The 16,493-nt window shown below is 43.3% G+C and carries 10 protein-coding genes, 1 tRNA gene and 2 pseudogenes; 11 read left to right on the top strand and 2 right to left on the bottom strand.

Annotated features, from left to right (window positions below; all coding sequences use genetic code 11):
• Nucleotides 1–600 precede the first annotated feature (600 nt).
• From WAZ74_RS00115 to hemB, 5 genes are all read left to right on the top strand, one after another.
• Nucleotides 601–1,530, top strand: a complete 930-nt coding sequence (locus tag WAZ74_RS00115) for a polyprenyl synthetase family protein (protein ID WP_422304638.1) — start codon at nt 601–603, stop codon at nt 1,528–1,530.
• 681 nt (nt 1,531–2,211) lie between these two features.
• On the top strand, nt 2,212–3,603 hold the full coding sequence (locus WAZ74_RS00110; RefSeq protein ID WP_422304485.1) for an efflux RND transporter periplasmic adaptor subunit: 1,392 nt from the start codon (nt 2,212–2,214) through the stop codon (nt 3,601–3,603).
• 35 nt (nt 3,604–3,638) lie between these two features.
• Complete coding sequence (locus WAZ74_RS00105; RefSeq protein WP_422304483.1) at nt 3,639–6,938, top strand: efflux RND transporter permease subunit; 3,300 nt, start codon at nt 3,639–3,641, stop codon at nt 6,936–6,938.
• Nucleotides 6,935–8,722 carry an efflux transporter outer membrane subunit gene (locus tag WAZ74_RS00100; RefSeq protein WP_422304481.1) on the top strand — a complete coding sequence of 596 codons (1,788 nt, stop codon included), beginning with the start codon at nt 6,935–6,937 and terminating at the stop codon, nt 8,720–8,722. The genes WAZ74_RS00105 and WAZ74_RS00100 overlap by 4 nt, the downstream gene beginning before the upstream one ends.
• A gap of 337 nt (nt 8,723–9,059) precedes the next feature.
• Complete coding sequence (hemB, locus tag WAZ74_RS00095) at nt 9,060–10,067, top strand: porphobilinogen synthase (RefSeq protein ID WP_422304479.1); 1,008 nt, start codon at nt 9,060–9,062, stop codon at nt 10,065–10,067.
• 147 nt (nt 10,068–10,214) lie between these two features.
• On the opposite strand, the gene WAZ74_RS00090 is transcribed toward hemB, so the two are convergent.
• Nucleotides 10,215–11,192, bottom strand: a complete 978-nt coding sequence (locus WAZ74_RS00090; RefSeq protein ID WP_422304477.1) for a glutathione S-transferase family protein — start codon at nt 11,190–11,192, stop codon at nt 10,215–10,217.
• 305 nt (nt 11,193–11,497) lie between these two features.
• Here WAZ74_RS00090 and WAZ74_RS00085 point away from each other — a divergent pair.
• Nucleotides 11,498–11,574, top strand: a tRNA-Val gene (locus WAZ74_RS00085).
• Nucleotides 11,575–11,701: 127 nt separating this feature from the next.
• Here the strand turns inward: WAZ74_RS00085 and WAZ74_RS00080 are convergent.
• A pseudogene (locus WAZ74_RS00080) lies at nt 11,702–11,914 on the bottom strand (hypothetical protein); the annotation flags it as partial.
• Between the two features lie 241 nt (nt 11,915–12,155).
• Here WAZ74_RS00080 and WAZ74_RS00075 point away from each other — a divergent pair.
• The 5 genes and pseudogenes from WAZ74_RS00075 to WAZ74_RS00055 all read left to right on the top strand — a co-directional run bounded on the left by WAZ74_RS00075 (nt 12,156) and on the right by WAZ74_RS00055 (nt 16,264).
• Nucleotides 12,156–13,217: an ArsO family NAD(P)H-dependent flavin-containing monooxygenase gene (locus WAZ74_RS00075; RefSeq protein ID WP_422304474.1), complete on the top strand. Its 1,062-nt coding sequence runs from the start codon at nt 12,156–12,158 to the stop codon at nt 13,215–13,217.
• Between the two features lie 102 nt (nt 13,218–13,319).
• Nucleotides 13,320–13,679, top strand: coding sequence for an ArsR/SmtB family transcription factor (locus WAZ74_RS00070; RefSeq protein ID WP_422304472.1), 360 nt, complete (start codon nt 13,320–13,322; stop codon nt 13,677–13,679).
• A 67-nt stretch (nt 13,680–13,746) separates the two neighbouring features.
• Nucleotides 13,747–14,079 (top strand): annotated as a pseudogene (gene arsC, locus WAZ74_RS00065) (arsenate reductase (glutaredoxin)); the annotation flags it as partial.
• 114 nt (nt 14,080–14,193) lie between these two features.
• Nucleotides 14,194–14,886 carry an arsenical resistance protein ArsH gene (gene arsH / locus WAZ74_RS00060; protein ID WP_422304636.1) on the top strand — a complete coding sequence of 231 codons (693 nt, stop codon included), beginning with the start codon at nt 14,194–14,196 and terminating at the stop codon, nt 14,884–14,886.
• A 58-nt stretch (nt 14,887–14,944) separates the two neighbouring features.
• Nucleotides 14,945–16,264 (top strand): arsenic transporter, encoded by a 1,320-nt coding sequence (locus WAZ74_RS00055; RefSeq protein ID WP_422304470.1) that lies wholly within the window; start codon nt 14,945–14,947, stop codon nt 16,262–16,264.
• Nucleotides 16,265–16,493: the final 229 nt, after the last annotated feature.

Genomic DNA, 16,493 nt, shown 5'->3' with positions numbered 1-16,493 from the left:
CTTTTTGCTCATAAAAGCAAGCCGCGCCTCTTGTTTTTGTAAGGTGGTAATACCAATAGTCTACGCTCATATCACGGGTGATGTCATTGATTAAGCAGCGTAATATATAACGCTGTTAATAAAGACCGCCTAGCTATTAATAAAGACTGCCTAATAACGAGCAAGAATATTGGTTAAAATCCAACAGCGGCTATTATAACTTATCTAATCAGATACTTACAGTTTTTTGTACATAAGTGAGTATTGTTAATAAATTATTGTTTATTTAACTCATAGGTTAATAGATTCTAATGAGTTATGTTCTATCTTATGCCGTCACAAATCAAGCAATACAGGCCTTAATATCAAGGCTAACTCATTACTTTGCTTTATTTAAATCAACAATTCACCTATATAGCTATGCTATTATGCATAAAACGATAGCTTTACTATAAATAGCTATTGAAACACTCTTTATTTTCCTTTATATGATTATTTACTATGACCCGTACTCCTTTATCTAATACTGCAGCTCCGCTATCCACTAAGCCATCGGCTAATTCGTCGACAGCACCAAGCTATGCTGATATTCAAAGCATTGTTGCTGATGATTTTGACATTATGGATAAACAAGTCTTTGGTAGCCTTAATTCCAAAGTTAAGTTGGTGATGAATGTGTCACAGCACGTGATTAACGCGGGCGGTAAACGTATGCGCCCCTTAATTACCTTGTTATGTGCACGGATGTTTAATGATGAGCCATCGCAGCAAGCCATGCATTTGGCGGCGATTACTGAGATGTTGCATACGGCAACCTTGGTTCATGATGATGTCATTGATGAATCAGGACAGCGCCGTGGTAAACCAACTGCCAATGCGACTTGGGACAATGCCACAGCCGTACTGGTCGGTGACTATCTGATTGCCCGTGCCTTTAACTTGCTAGTAGGCTTTCAAAGCTTGCCACTATTACAAGTATTCTCAGACGGCACTTGTGATATTGCTGAAGGTGAAGTGCTACAACTGCAACATCAGCATAATCCTGAAGCAACTGAAGAAGATTATCTAAACATTATCGATGGTAAGACGTCACGGTTATTTATGATGGCGACTCAAGGGGCAGCGATTTTGCAAGGTCAAACGCAGCATTTGCAGGCGCTGGCTGATTTCGGTCAGCACTTTGGTAATGCCTTTCAGATCGTTGATGATGTGCTTGATTACAGCGGTGATAGTGAGCTGATGGGTAAAAACCTCGGTGATGATTTAGCAGAAGGTAAACCGACCCTGCCAACGATTAAAGCGCTTGAACTATTGAAAGACAGTAATAAAGCCGACTATGAGCAGCTACGCATCGCGGTGCAGACAGGCAAAACCCCAAATGCAGAACAATTGATTGCATTGGTACGTCACTCGGGCTCGCTTGATTACTGTAAACAGCGTGCTTTAGAAGAAACCAAACTTGCGCAACAAGCGCTGAGTAGCCTACCCGACAATCGCTATCGTCAAGGACTTTATCAATTGACTGAGCTTGCTAGCGCACGCTTACTATAATGAGTATTTATTTAGCATAAATACTATCAGAGGTATGGGTGGTGAATAAATAAGTACATAGATAAGGATTTATTTAGGACATTGGACGTCTATTTAAGCATAGCTTTATTATAGAAAAATAAGACCATTACCTTTCTTCTTTATCTGTTAGGCCTGACTCATCTATTTGTTACTCACATTAGAAACCGACTCAATTGACCTGATTATATATTGATTATCTAGCGTGCATATTTAAGTATTGCTAAAGTAGAAATTTTCTGAACAATCTACTTTTTACAGCGTTTATGTATCATGTTCTTGCTGACGTTTCTTATATTCACTTAAAAAAACAAAATTTAACAATGTTTTCTCTTATTAATGATTATGAATTTTTTAATGCGCTTCCTATGAGATGCTTATGGTTTCAGTATGTTTTTGGCATTTGTTGAGCTAAGAAGTAATTATATTGTGAAAAAACAGTTTTTTGCGCCTTGACTGTGGGGTATACCCTATAGTTTATAATCATTCATTAAATTAAATCTACTTATCCAGTTATTGCGTATTTAGCGGCCAATATACTTTGGCGACGGTAAATGCCTATTATTTTTTATATTCTCTACGTTAAGATGTATCCATAAACTTTTTATACTGTCACTATTTATTATTAATTATTATATGATATTTATATTGCCGAGGACATTGATGAAGCACTCTTATCTTGCGCTTGTAATAGCAACTGTACTATCTGGAGCTGTACTGGTTGGCTGTGACAAAAAAGAGGACGCCGCTGGCGGAGCGGCCGCACAGCAACAAATGCCGCCCTCCGTCGTCAACGTCCAAACGGTGACCTTTGGTACCGTGCCACAAGTACAGACTTTTGCTGGACGTACAACGGCATACCAAACCGCTGACGTCCGCCCACAAGTAAATGGCATTATCGACGAAGTGTTGTTTCGTGAGGGTAGCAACGTCAAAAAAGGCCAACCTTTATACCGTATCAATACGGATAACTACGCAACGTCTATCACCAGTGGTCAGGCGGCAATAGCACAAGCTGAAGCCAACTATCAGACAGCATTAGCTAATAACGCCAATGCAAAAGCGGAACTAGCCAGCCGTCAAGCGTCGCTATCACAAGCACAAAACGACTTGCAACGTCTGCAGGGATTGGTTGCTATTGATGCCATCTCAAAGCAGCAATATGATCAAGCACAAACTGCCGTACGTACTGCGCAGGCCGCGGTACAAAGCGCCAATGCTGCTATTGGTCAATCGCAAGCTGGTATTGAAAGCGCAAAAGCTGGTATTCAAACGGCTAAAGCAAGCTTACAAGCAAGCACCTTAGATCTAAATCGTACGATTGTGCGCGCACCTATTTCAGGCCGTACTGATCGCTCTAGCGTTACTGCTGGTACCTTGGTCAGCTCTGGTCAACCTAATCCTTTGGTTACCATTTCGCGCCTAGATCCTATTTATGTTGATATCAGTCAATCATCGTCTGAGCTGCTTAAATTGCGTCAGCAGATTTCTGCAGGCAAAGCAAAGACAGGCATGAGTTCGGTTGAATTGGTGTTAGAGGACGGCTCAACCTATCCTGTACGCGGCGAGTTGGCGTTATCAGAAGCGAAAGTCGATGAGTCTACAGGGGCAGTGACATTACGTGCGGTATTCCCGAACAACAGCAATATCTTATTGCCAGGTATGTATGTCAGCGCACGCTTGACCCAAAGTGTGATTACCAATGCGGCACTCGTCCCACAAAGCGCAGTGATGCGCTCGACCAAGAGTGAAACGCAAGTTTATATCGTTGATGAAAACAACAAAATTCAAGTTCGCCCTGTCACGATTAATGGCACATATCAAGGGCAATGGGTGGTCACTGACGGTCTTCAAGCGGGTGATAAAGTAGTCGTTATCGGTGGTGCAAAAGTCAAGCCTGAACAAGAGGTCGTTGCGAAGCCATTAGAAAATCCAAACCCTGAGACTTCTGCGAAAGGGGCTGCTGCCAAAACACCGCAGCAAGCTGCAAAAAATACGGATAAGTCTACCGATGGTAAAACTGCCAACAAACCGGCACAACCAGCCGCCAAATAATTCCATTCAAAGCTAGGAAGACTTAGGGATTTACTATGTCACGTTTTTTTATTGATCGCCCTATCTTTGCATGGGTGATGGCTATTTTAGTCATGCTCATCGGGATAATATCGGTTATTAATCTACCGATTGAGCAGTATCCAGCGATTGCGCCACCAACTGTTACGGTCAGCGCTAGCTACCCTGGTGCTAACGCTGAAACCGTTGAAAACTCAGTCGTACAGATTATTGAGCAGCGCATGAAAGGGCTTGATGGCTTGATGTATATGAAGTCGTCAAGTGCCTCAAATGGTAGTGCCTCTGTACAGCTATTTTTTGAGAACGGTACAGATTCTGATACCGCACAGGTTCAGGTGCAGAATAAATTACAGGCGGCGATGAGCTCGTTGCCTGAGCAAGTACAGCGTCAAGGCGTCAACGTTAATAAAGCCTCTGAAGGCTTTTTAGCCGTATTTGGCTTTGTCTCCGAAGATGGCAGTATGGATCCTGCTGATATCGGCGATTATATTAACTCTAATGTCGTCGATCAGCTCAGCCGTGTTGAAGGCGTTGGTCAAGTCCAAGCGTTCGGTGCTTCTTATGCTATGCGTATTTGGCTAGATCCTGAACGCTTACGTGGCTATAGCTTAGTGCCATCTGATGTGGTCAATGCTGTACGCGCACAAAATGCGCAAGTATCAGCCGGTCAATTAGGTCAAGCACCCGCAGATGTCGATGAACAAGTTATTAATGCGACGGTTACCGTACAAAGCTATCTAAAAACGCCTGATGAATTCAAAAACATTCTACTAAAAACCGATACCTCTGGTGCGCAAGTACGCTTAGGCGATGTTGCAAAGGTTGAAATTGGTAGTGAAAGCTATAGTACGATTGCATTGTTTAATGGCCAACAAGCAGCTGGCCTTGCCGTCTCACTAGCAAGTGGTGCTAACGCGCTTGAAACTCGCGAATTGGTCGGTGATCGAGTCGCCGAGCTAGAAGCAAGCTTCCCTCCAGGTCTAAAATCGGTCATTCCTTATGACACTACGCCATTTGTACGTTTGTCTATCGAACAAGTGGTCAAGACCTTAATCGAAGCGATTATATTAGTATTTATCGTCATGTTCGTCTTTCTACAGAACTGGCGCGCAACTATTATCCCAACCCTTGCCGTACCTGTGGTACTGCTAGGTACTTTTGCGGTGCTGTATGTCGCAGGGTTCAGTATTAACGTCTTAACCATGTTTGCAATGGTACTCTCCATTGGTCTATTGGTCGATGATGCCATTGTCGTGGTAGAAAACGTCGAGCGGTTATTGGAAGAAGACCAAGATATCTCTATCAAAGACGCTACCATACAATCGATGGGTGAAATTAGTAAAATCGTTGTGGGTATCGCACTTATTTTATCAGCGGTATTCGTCCCGATGGCATTCTTCGGCGGCTCAACGGGTGTGATTTACCGTCAGTTTGCTATTACGTTAATTACCAGTATGGTGCTATCGGCGCTAGTTGCACTTATCTTTACCCCTGCCCTATGTGTAACCCTACTAAAACGTAGCAAGAGCCATGAAAAAGGCAATAGCGAAAATCAAAAAGGTTTCTTTGGTTGGTTTAACCGCTCTTTCACCAAAACCAGTCTCGCTTATGAAAATTTCGTCGGTAAAAGCTTCCGCCTTAAATGGGTATATCTGATTGTCTATGCGGCGATTATCGGTATTATGGCAGTGGTATTCTTACGTATCCCTGGCTCATTTTTACCAGAAGAAGATCAGGGTATTATGTTTACCGCCGTACAGCTGCCTGCTGGTTCGACACTGAATGAAACACAAGCGGTACTAGATAAAGTGAGCGCTTATTATAGTGGCCAAGAACCAGATAATGTTGATTCAGCGTTTACCATTGCTGGCTTTAGTTTTGTAGGACAAGGACAAAACGTTGGTATCGCCTTCGTAAAACTAAGCGACTGGGCAGATCGTAAAGGTGAAGAGAATACAGCACGGGCAGTATCTGATCGTGCACAGGGTTACTTCTTTACCCAAATTAACGAAGCGACTGTTTTTAATATCATCCCACCAGCAATCAGTGGGCTTGGTAACTCTAGTGGTTTTGACTTGATGCTCCAAGATTCCGGTAACGTCGGGCACGATGGTCTGTTAGAGGCACGCAACATGCTACTTGGCATGGCGGCTCAAAACGACCAAGTAGCCGGTGTGCGTCCAAACGGACAAGAAGATGCGCCACAGCTTAAAATTGATATTAACCAAGAACAGGCTGCGGCTTATGGTTTATCGATGGCAAATATTAATAGCGTGATCTCAACCGCATGGGGTTCAAGTTATATCAATGACTTCATCGACCGTGGTCGTGTTAAGCGTGTATTTGTACAAGGTGAGCCTAGTAGCCGTACCAATCCTGATGATATCGGTAAATGGTATGTCCGTAATGACAGCAACCAGATGATCTCATTTGATGCTTTCTCAAGTAGTAAATGGGAAACCGGTTCACCAGGTCTCACGCGCTATAACAGTCTAGCGTCAATGAATATTCAAGGTAGCGCCGCCCCTGGTCTCAGTACCGGTGAAGCGATGGTTGCCATGGAAGCGATGGTCGACAAACTACCAGAAGGTATCAGTTACGAATGGACAGGTCTATCATTAGAAGAGCAAAAGTCAGGTGCTCAAGCGCCGATGCTATATGCTATCTCAATCTTAGTCGTATTCTTATGTCTTGCTGCTCTATATGAAAGTTGGTCTATCCCCTTCTCAGTACTACTGGTGATTCCACTTGGGGTATTGGGGGCGGTGCTATTTACTTGGTTCCGTGGCTTATCCAATGATATTTACTTACAAGTTGGTCTACTCACGGTGGTCGGGCTATCAGCCAAAAACGCCATCTTGATTATCGAGTTTGCGAGGGATCACCAAGAGGAAGGTTACACGCTTAAAGAGGCGGTCATGCTTGCAGCGCGTCAACGTCTGCGTCCTATTATTATGACCTCACTTGCCTTTGGTCTTGGTGTTGTGCCATTATTCATAGCAACCGGTGCTGGGTCTGGTAGCCAAAACGCAATCGGTACCAGTGTGGTTGGTGGTGTCGTCACTGCTACCTTCTTAGGTATCTTCTTTATTCCTATGTTCTATATTTGGATACGTAGCTTGTTCCCGTACAAATATGACACACCGCCAAATGATGGTGGGAATACGCCTGACAGCTCTAACCCGAATAATCCAGACAGTCCAGTTGGACCAACAGAGTATAATGAGCCACCGATCATACATGTTGACGACGATATGCAAAACATGACGCTCTCTAAGAGCTCTCAGCCTGCAAGCTTTGGAGATAATACACAATGAGTTTTAGTTATTTCGTTACCCCCAACTCAGCAACTAAGGCAGTCTCTTTGACTGCCCGCGTTCGCAAAAATAGCGGTCGTTTGCTTGGCTTAACTGCTTTAGCATTCAGCATGGCGGCTTGTAATACCATTCCAAAAGCGGATACGAGTCCTGTGCTTGCTGTGCCTAATATCCCAATCGAGCAAACCTACGGGGCGTTTGATAAAGAAACGGTCAGTAATGCTCAGAAAGCAAGTGTTGCTGGCCAACGCTGGCAGAACTTCTACAGTGACGAGCGTTTAAAAGGTCTGATTGCCCTAGGTCTTGAAAACAACAAAGACTTTGAAAATGCTCGTTTGGCGATTAAAAAAGCGCGTGCGCAATATCAGATTACTGATATCAATGATCTACCACGCATTGATGGTAATGCAGGATATTCGCGCCAACGTCAAAGAGGCACAACAGGCGATAACTATAATGTTAACCTTGGTCTGGCCAATTATGAGCTCGATTTTTGGGGTAAAATTGCCAGCTTAAAAGATCAAGCATTACAGAATTTTTTATCGACGACTGCCGCAAAAGATGCGACTCAGATCAGTCTGATTAGTAACATTGCTCAAAGCTATGCCAATTTAAGTTATAGCTTGGCGCAGCTGAAATTGGCAGAAGCGACGGTAGAGAGCCGTGAGAAATCACTGTTTATTGCCAGCAAACGCTTTGAGGCCGGTATTGATCCTAAGTTGCCTTCATTACAGTCTAGTGCCTCGCTTGAGAATGCCAGACTTGCCGTCTTACGTGCACAAAGCAGTATCTTAAAATCACGTAACGCGCTGCAGTTTTTGGTCGGTGGACCCATTCCAACCAATCTAATTCCAACGCCTGCGGTCAGTAACATCACTAGCCAGCAAATCTTTAGTGCTGGCTTGCCTAGTGAATTGCTACGTTATCGCCCAGATGTGTTGCAAGCGGAATACAACTTAAAAGCTGCTGGTGCTAATATCGAAGTGGCACGGGCGTCTTACTACCCTTCTATCAGCCTAGCAAGTAGCATTGGTGTCAGTAGCGGTAGTTTAGATGACTTATTTAAGAGTGGTTCGGTTGGCTGGTCATTTGGTCCAAGCATTAGTGTACCTATCTTTGATGCTGGTCGCCTAGATGCCAATTACGATGTGGCGCAAATTGAGCGTAAGCAAACCCTTGCAGGCTACGAGAAGTCTATTCAAACGGCATTCCGTGAAGTATCAGATGTATTAGCAACACGTGCTACATTGGGCGAGCAATTAGAGGCGCAATACCGACTGCAAGATAACTTTGAGCAAACCTATCAGATTGCAGATGCACGCTTTAAAGCGGGTATCTCAAACTACCTAGACGTGCTCGATGCGCAGCGTTCGTTGTTCTCAACGCAGCAAGGTATCTTGGATTTAGAGCTACAAAAAATTGTTAGCCAAATCGAGCTATACCAAGTGCTAGGTGGTGGTGCCAATCTAGATGTACCAACGATTATTCCTGTGCCTCAGCATAGAAACTTAGTGCAAATAGTTAACGTGTCTGCCAATAGCAATAAAGCAAAAGCAATTGATGCTATTGATGCGGCTAGCTCTGCACGTGTGGTATCTGCTCAAGAAGCACTAGCGATTAAACAGGTGCAACCGGCAGAAAAAGCTACCTTTAAGCCTACTGCTGTAGTCGACATCAATAATGATGGCAAGACCGATGCTGCCATAGGCGTAATCACCGAAGAGACTACCTTTAAAGAGAACAGTGTCGAGCAAGTACCTGTCACACAAATTATTGAGCCATAAGCTATTATAGGTTCATAATCTCGTGAAGTACTTTTATCACGTTGATAGTCGATAAGTACAAAAGCCCTACCGACTCGTTATAGTAAGTCGGTAGGGCTTTTTGCTTTCATAAGCGACTATTGGTTATAGTAGTGACATTATATTAAAAAGCCTTTTACTAATACTTATCCTATAACAGACTAAAACATTTAAAATAGCAGATTTAATGAATCTGCTCAAATAGAGCCATCAAAAAAAACTACAGTTAATAAAACTCTAGTAATTAAAGCTCTAGTAATTAAAGCTGTAGTTATTAAAAATAAAACAATATTAATTGAAACTCGAATAAGGACACATCATGACTTATACCTTTAACCGTCAATTCCCTGAAACTCGCCTGCGTCGTCTACGTTATAACGATAATGTACGCGCCATGATTCGCGAAGTTGAGCTGCATCCTAAACACTTTATTGCCCCTGTTTTTGTGATAGAAGGCAGTAACCAACGCCAAGCAATTGCTAGTATGCCGGGCGTTGAACGCTTATCGATTGACCTGCTGATTAACTATGCCAAAGAGTTATTAGCAGAAGGCGTCACCACTATCGATATCTTCCCTGTGATTGATAATTCACTCAAAACCCCTGATGGTAAATCCGCTTATGACGAAAACGGCTTAAGCGCACGCGCAGTCAAAGCGGTCAAAGATGCCGTGCCAGAAATGGTAGTGATGACTGATGTGGCGTTAGATCCTTATACCTCACATGGTCAAGACGGGCTGCTTGATGACAGCGGCTATGTCGTTAACGATGCAACCGTTGAAGTATTGGTCAAGCAAGCATTGGTACACGCTCGCGCCGGTGCCGACATCATCTCCCCTAGCGACATGATGGATGGCCGTATCAAAGCCATGCGTGATGCCTTTGAGGCAGAAGGTTTCGTCAATACTGCTATCATGGCGTACTCAGCGAAATATGCCTCTGCTTACTACGGGCCGTTCCGCGATGCGGTTGGTAGTGCTGGTAATTTGAAAGGTGGGCATAAGAAACAGTACCAGATGGACTTTGGTAATCGTGCTGAAGCGTTACATGAAGTGGCGATGGATATCAATGAAGGCGCTGATATGGTCATGATTAAACCGGGTCAGCCATACTTGGATTTGATCCGTGAAGTTAAAAATACCTTTGGTGTACCGACGTTTGCTTATCAAGTGTCTGGCGAATATGCGATGCATATGGCTGCTATTCAAAATGGCTGGCTGACTGATGCGGTGATTTTAGAATCGCTGATTGGCTTTCGCCGTGCTGGTGCTGATGGTATCTTAACCTACTTTGCTTTAGAAGCCGCAAGACAGTTAAACAATGCTTAAATGAATGCTTAAACGGATGCTTAACTTTAGCTAATTGGCTTTTTTATATTGTGACTTATACTGCAAATCCATCGCGCCAGCTGCTATCAATCAACTGGCGCGATTTTTTATAGTAGAGGGTGCTAAGGATTCAACAATAAAAAAAACTTATAAATACGCACGGTCATGCGCTTTATTAAAGTCAATATCAGGACCAAGAGGTATGATGCCAGTAGGATTAATACTCGCGTGGCTGGTATAATAATGCGCTTGAATATGCGCCATATTTACTGTCTCTGCGATACCTGGGACTTGATATAAATCACGCAGATAGCCCCAAAGATTGGGATAATCAATAATACGGCGAATATTACATTTAAAATGTCCGACATAAACGGCATCAAAACGTACTAAAGTCGTAAATAAACGCCAATCAGCCTCAGTTAACGTATTACCTATTAAATAACGCTGCGTTGCCAAGCGCGCCTCAAGCGTATCTAACGCATCAAATAATGTGCTGACTGCCTCTTCATATACTTCTTGTTTGGTCGCAAAACCTGCTTTATAAACACCGTTATTAATCGCATCATAGATAAAGGTGTTGATCTCATCGATTTCTGCTATAGATTCTGAGGGTAAAAAGTTACCTGCCACTGCTCCTACTTCATCAAAAGCTGAGTTCAACATGCGAATGATCTCAGAAGATTCATTACTAACGATGGTATCGGTTTTTTTATCCCATAATATGGGTACTGTCACCCGCCCTGTATAATCTGGCTTCGCGGCAGTATAAATCTCATATAAATAGCTCGCATTCACGATAGGGTCAGCGATAACACCTTCGCCCTCTGCAAACGTCCAGCCTTTATCGCCCATAAACGGATGTACCGTAGATATTGAAATAATATCTTCTAAACCTTTTAGCTGATGATAAATCGTGGTACGGTTTGCCCAAGGACAGGCCAAAGACACATATAAATGGTAACGATTGGCTTCGGCTTTAAAACCATTCTTACCTGATGGACCTGCGCTACCATCTACGGTTACCCAGTTTCTAAAACCAGCATCTTCACGCTCAAAGCGTCCACCGCTAGATTCTGTGTCATACCATTTATCTTGCCATTGCCCGTCGACCAATAGACCCATATCACTCTCCTCAATATGCTATTTTGATGTAATCTTTTTGAAACACCAATATTATTAAATGATTATCATAGCTATTTCGTTTTGAGAGTCATAATATCAGTTATATATTACCTAGCCATTATGTTTGTTGTTTTACTAACAATAAAAAATAAACCAATTTTACTTACTGTTTAATAAAACTACACAAAAAACCTTACATATAATTAAACACAAGACTTAATGCTCAATATTAAAATAATAAGTTGATATTGTTATAGAAAAGGCTTGCAAAGTTCGAAAAACTTGCTAAAATGCATGACCTAAATAGGCGTATAGCTCAGTTGGTTAGAGCGCTACCTTGACATGGTAGAGGTCAGCAGTTCGAGTCTGCTTATGCCTACCAAATATTTAGAAAGCCCCAGTTTAACGACTGGGGCTTTTTTTGTCCGTAAAATATGGGATATAGCGGAAAATATTTACTTGTAGCACTCTGTAATCACCACTACTTAAGCTCTTTTAAATTGCTCAAAAAAACGACGGTGACCAAAACGTGACCAGCCTTTAAGAACTGAGGCATTGACCACTGCGCTATCAAACGATAATGAGATTTCCATCACAGCCAAAATAGCGGTAATAGATAAGGTGGCAATCAAGCCGCCCATACCACCATGCGAATACCCCCACCACGCAGCTATCATCAATGCGATAGCTATGATGATGAAGTCTAAATAAAAATGCCTCATGACATATCCTGTTTGGTTGTGTAAAGCTAAAGTCGATTTACTATAGGCACACACCATAAAAAAAGCAGATATTGATAGCCACTTTTTCTGTGTGATTTTTAATGAAAAATGAAGCATTATTGAACGTTTTTCTATAGAAAGTTGTATGTATATTTGTCAGGGTTTCCCCTATATGTTTTAGTGGGGAAAAAGTGTTTTTCCAAAAATAATTCTTATTTAATAGCAGGAACTGAGGGTAATTATGTCAACTAAGATATTCGATGTGGTAGTGATTGGCGGCGGTCAAGCAGGTTTAGCGGTAGGGTATTACCTTAGACGCGCTAAGCTTGATTTTATTATCCTTGATAATCAAATCCAAAGTGGTGGGGCGTGGCGTCATACTTGGCCATCACTACGGTTGTTTTCTCCGGCGGTAATGAGCTCATTACCCGGTAGGCTCATGCCAAAGGCTAAAGATAATGAATACCCGCATCGAGACGAGGTGCTCAGTTATCTTGCTGATTATGAGCAGCACTACCAGCTACCTGTGTATCGACCATATAAAGTGACTAATGTACAACGCGATAGTGAACACAACTGTTTGCGAGTGACAGATGGAAAATTCACTTGGTTAGCTAAAGCGGTGGTTAATACGACAGGTACGTGGAGTCATAGCGTTATACCAACGCTTGACGGCCAAGAGATGTACAGCGGTGAGCAGTGTCATTCTGCACACTATGCTGGTATTGAGGCGTATAAAGGTAAGCGGATACTGGTAGTCGGTGGCGGAAATTCTGGCGCACAAATTTATGCTGAGCTGGCAGAGGTTGCCAATGTAAGCTGGGTCACCCGCGTGCCACCGTTATTTTTAGCAGATGATGTGGATGGTCGCGTATTATTTGAGAGAGCTACGGCTCGGATTACTGGTAATAATGACGATGCACCTGTGGGCGGGATTGGTGATATTGTCATGGTGCCACCAGTGAAAGCGGCTCGTGATAAAGGTATTTTAAAAGCGGTGTCTATGTTTAGCCGATTTACTGAGCAAGGTGTCGTTTGGAGCGATGGACGAGAAGAACAAATTGATGCGGTGATCTGGTGCACTGGGTTCAAACCACAGCTTGATCACATAACCGATTTAGGTGTGCTGGAAGCTGACGGCAAGGTAGAAGTAAAACAAGGCCAATCCATAAAAGAGCCTCGTCTATGGCTATTTGGCTACGGAGATTGGGCAAGTCCAGGTTCAGCTACTTTAATCGGTGCTGGACGTAGTGCCCGAGAGAATACTCCTGCTTTGATTAATTTTTTGCAAAAAGCTTCTTAATGCTTAGTTTTATTTGGACATTTACAGCTTGAGAGAATAGGCGTCATAGGATGCCTTGCAAAACATCTTGATTTATTTCCATATGTCTATATTATTGGACTTATGGAAATAATAAATGCTACTGCCAGCTTTGCTGCGCTCTCTCAAGACACTCGATTAAAAGCTTTTAGATTGCTGGTCAGTCATGAGCCCGATGGTCTGCCTGCTGGTGACATCGCACGTAATCTTGGTGTGCCTCATAATACGATGTCGGCTCATTTGGCCGTGCTTGCACGGGCAGGATGGGTAAACTCACAACGACAAAGCCGCCAGATTATCTATCGGGCTTCCCTCACGCATATGGAGGACGTCATTCAGTTTTTATTAAAAGACTGCTGTGCTGGACACCCTGAGCTGTGTGGCTCGCTCTTAGACAGTTTGAGTGGCTGTGATATCAATATCTCTAATAAGCCTAATCACTAAACCACTAAACCACTAAACCACTATTTTTTTAATAAAACAAACCCTTCTAACCGTATAAAAGGTTGTTATGACACCTATCATTTTTCACAATCCCAACTGCGGCACCTCTCGCAACACCTTAGCCATCATGAAGGCTTCAGGTGAGCAACCGAATGTCATTGAATACCTAAAAACACCGCCTACCCGTGAATATTTGATTGAGCTGCTAGGCTTGATGACAATCTCGCCACGCGAGCTTCTACGCCGTAAAGGTACACCTTATGACGAGTTGGGTCTGGATAATCCTGCATTGTCTAACGATGAGCTTATTGATGCCATGATGGCGCATCCTATTTTGATTAATCGCCCTATTGTGGTGACTTCTAGCGGCGCAGCATTATGCCGACCTTCAGAGCGAGTATTTGAGTTATTGGACAATCCAGTGAGTCGTTTTACCAAAGAAGATGGTGAAGTCGTCCAACCTGCCAAAGACAAGACCCTAGACACAACTGACGATTTAACGGAGTTACCAAATATAGATGCGGCAGAACTGCAACCGATTGATATTGATGCTCTGATTAGTACAAACGATCCCCGTCATCCACCAAAAATATTGGTTTTATACGGCTCTTTACGTGAACGCTCGTTTTCTAAATTAGCAAGCGAAGAGTCCAGTCGGATATTGCGTTGGTATGGTTGCGAGGTGCGTACGTTTGATCCCACAGGTCTACCGTTACCTGATAGTACCGATGCCGATCATCCAAAAGTACAAGAGTTGCGCGAGCTGGCAGCATGGTCAGAAGGCATGCTGTGGGTCAGTCCTGAGCGTCATGGCAGTATCACCAGTGTTATGAAAGCACAGATTGATTGGATTCCACTCTCATTAGGCGGCGTGCGCCCGACTCAAGGTAAAACCTTAGCCGTGATACAAGTCAGTGGCGGCAGTCAGAGCTTCAACACCGTCAATCAGCTGCGTATCTTGGGCCGCTGGATGCGCATGATTACCATACCTAACCAATCCTCTGTTCCGAAAGCCTTTTTAGAGTTTGATGACAATAACCGCATGCTTAATTCGCCTTTATATCAGCGTATGGTTGATGTATGTGAGGAGTTAGTGAAATTCACATGGCTCACACGTGGTCGCTCCACTTATCTAACCGATCGTTATTCTGAACGGGTAGAGACCAGTGAGGAAGTATCACAGCGTGTCAATCAAAAATCACTCTAAACGCAAACGTATTTAACATTAACCTTTTCTAATACCATTGTTTTATTAAGGCACCTTTATGCTCGCGTTAGCGATTTTCATCGTCACTTTGACCTTAGTCATCTGGCAGCCAAAAGGATTGGGTATCGGTTGGAGTGCAATGGGCGGCGCATTAGTCGCCCTACTTTTTGGAGTCGTGCAATTATCAGACGTTGGTATCGTCTGGGGCATCGTCTGGGATGCCACTTTTACCTTTGTCGCGCTGATTATCATCTCATTGATATTAGATGAGGCTGGTTTTTTTGGTTGGGCCGCATTGCATGTGGCAAGATTGGGTAATGGTCAAGGACGTTTGCTATTCCCCATGATTGTTATTTTAGGCGCGTTCATTGCCGCCTTTTTTGCGAATGATGGCGCGGCGTTATTGCTCACCCCTATTGTTATCGCTATTTTATTGCGCCTTGATTTTGCACCCAAATCAGCTTTAGCCTTTATTATCGCTACCGGCTTTATTGCCGATACGGCAAGCTTGCCACTAGTAACCTCTAACCTAGTCAACATCGTTAGCGCCAATTATTTTGATATTGGTTTTGGTCGCTATGCGGCGGTTATGGTGCCCGTAAATATCGTCTCTGTTATCGCAACGCTACTGGTGTTATGGATAGCCTACGCGCGCCATATTCCAAAAAACTATTCAATGGATAGCCTGAGTTCACCGCAATCCGCTATCAAAGACCCTTTGGTGTTTCGAGCAGCCTTTCCTTTGTTGGCCTTGTTACTTATCGCTTATTTTGCCACTGAGTCACTAGGTCTTGTGATCTCATTAGTGACTAGTATTGCGGCGCTCGTGCTTATGGCAATCGCAGGTCGCTGGTGGCAAGGTGGTCGTGATACCAAGTTTTCTGTGACCCATGTTCTACGCAAAGCCCCTTGGCAAATCGTCTTATTTTCAATCGGTATGTATTTGGTGGTCTATGGTTTGGGCAATGCTGGACTTACCGCATATGGCGCGCAAATACTGAATTGGTTAGGGCAGCAAGGCAATATTATCGCTACGTTAGGGACAGGCTTTCTCTCCGCTATTGTGGCCTCATTGATGAACAATATGCCATCAACGCTTATCGGTGCACTTGCTATCGATAGCGCTCAAGTACCGTCGGCAACGCGTGAGCTAATGATTTATGCCAATGTTATTGGCAATGATTTAGGGCCAAAATTCACCCCAATTGGTAGCTTAGCAACCTTGTTATGGCTACATGTACTGGCAGAGAAGGATTATAAGATTAGCTGGGGTCAGTATATGAAGATTGGCTTAATCATTACTCCGCCAGTATTACTCGTAACGCTTCTAGCTTTGGTATTTTGGTTGCCGATCTTACATGGGTTACCCAGCATTTAAGTCAGACCTTATTTGTTCTACTTTATAAAGAGGGCTATAAATGGTCTGATAAACAACGTTTTATCAGGTTTTAAAAAGCTCGGGAAAATATGTATTGTTGATTAAAAAAGGTTGATCTTAAAGCTCTGTAGTACCGTTGCGAACAGTGCAAAAAATAAAGCCGTTAGCAAGCTGCTCGATAGTAGGGCCATACCAAAACTAAATTTGTTGAGCAGATAAGGAAATAACA

Source organism: Psychrobacter sp., from assembly GCF_049295055.1.
Taxonomy (GTDB): domain Bacteria; phylum Pseudomonadota; class Gammaproteobacteria; order Pseudomonadales; family Moraxellaceae; genus Psychrobacter.
The sequence above is the reverse complement of the archived record's forward strand: the minus strand, read 5'-3'. Positions and strand labels throughout refer to the sequence as shown.

Bases quoted from the DNA above. Each gene is read 5' to 3' on its own strand.
- WAZ74_RS00075 (WP_422304474.1), top strand. From the start codon at position 12,156: ATGTCAACTAAGATATTCGATGTGGTAGTGATTGGCGGCGGTCAAGCA.
- WAZ74_RS00115 (WP_422304638.1), top strand. From the start codon at position 601: ATGGATAAACAAGTCTTTGGTAGCCTTAATTCCAAAGTTAAGTTGGTG.
- WAZ74_RS00105 (WP_422304483.1), top strand. From the start codon at position 3,639: ATGTCACGTTTTTTTATTGATCGCCCTATCTTTGCATGGGTGATGGCT.
- WAZ74_RS00100 (WP_422304481.1), top strand. From the start codon at position 6,935: ATGAGTTTTAGTTATTTCGTTACCCCCAACTCAGCAACTAAGGCAGTC.
- hemB (WP_422304479.1), top strand. From the start codon at position 9,060: ATGACTTATACCTTTAACCGTCAATTCCCTGAAACTCGCCTGCGTCGT.
- WAZ74_RS00090 (WP_422304477.1), bottom strand. From the start codon at position 11,192: ATGGGTCTATTGGTCGACGGGCAATGGCAAGATAAATGGTATGACACA.
- WAZ74_RS00110 (WP_422304485.1), top strand. From the start codon at position 2,212: ATGAAGCACTCTTATCTTGCGCTTGTAATAGCAACTGTACTATCTGGA.
- WAZ74_RS00070 (WP_422304472.1), top strand. From the start codon at position 13,320: ATGGAAATAATAAATGCTACTGCCAGCTTTGCTGCGCTCTCTCAAGAC.
- WAZ74_RS00055 (WP_422304470.1), top strand. From the start codon at position 14,945: ATGCTCGCGTTAGCGATTTTCATCGTCACTTTGACCTTAGTCATCTGG.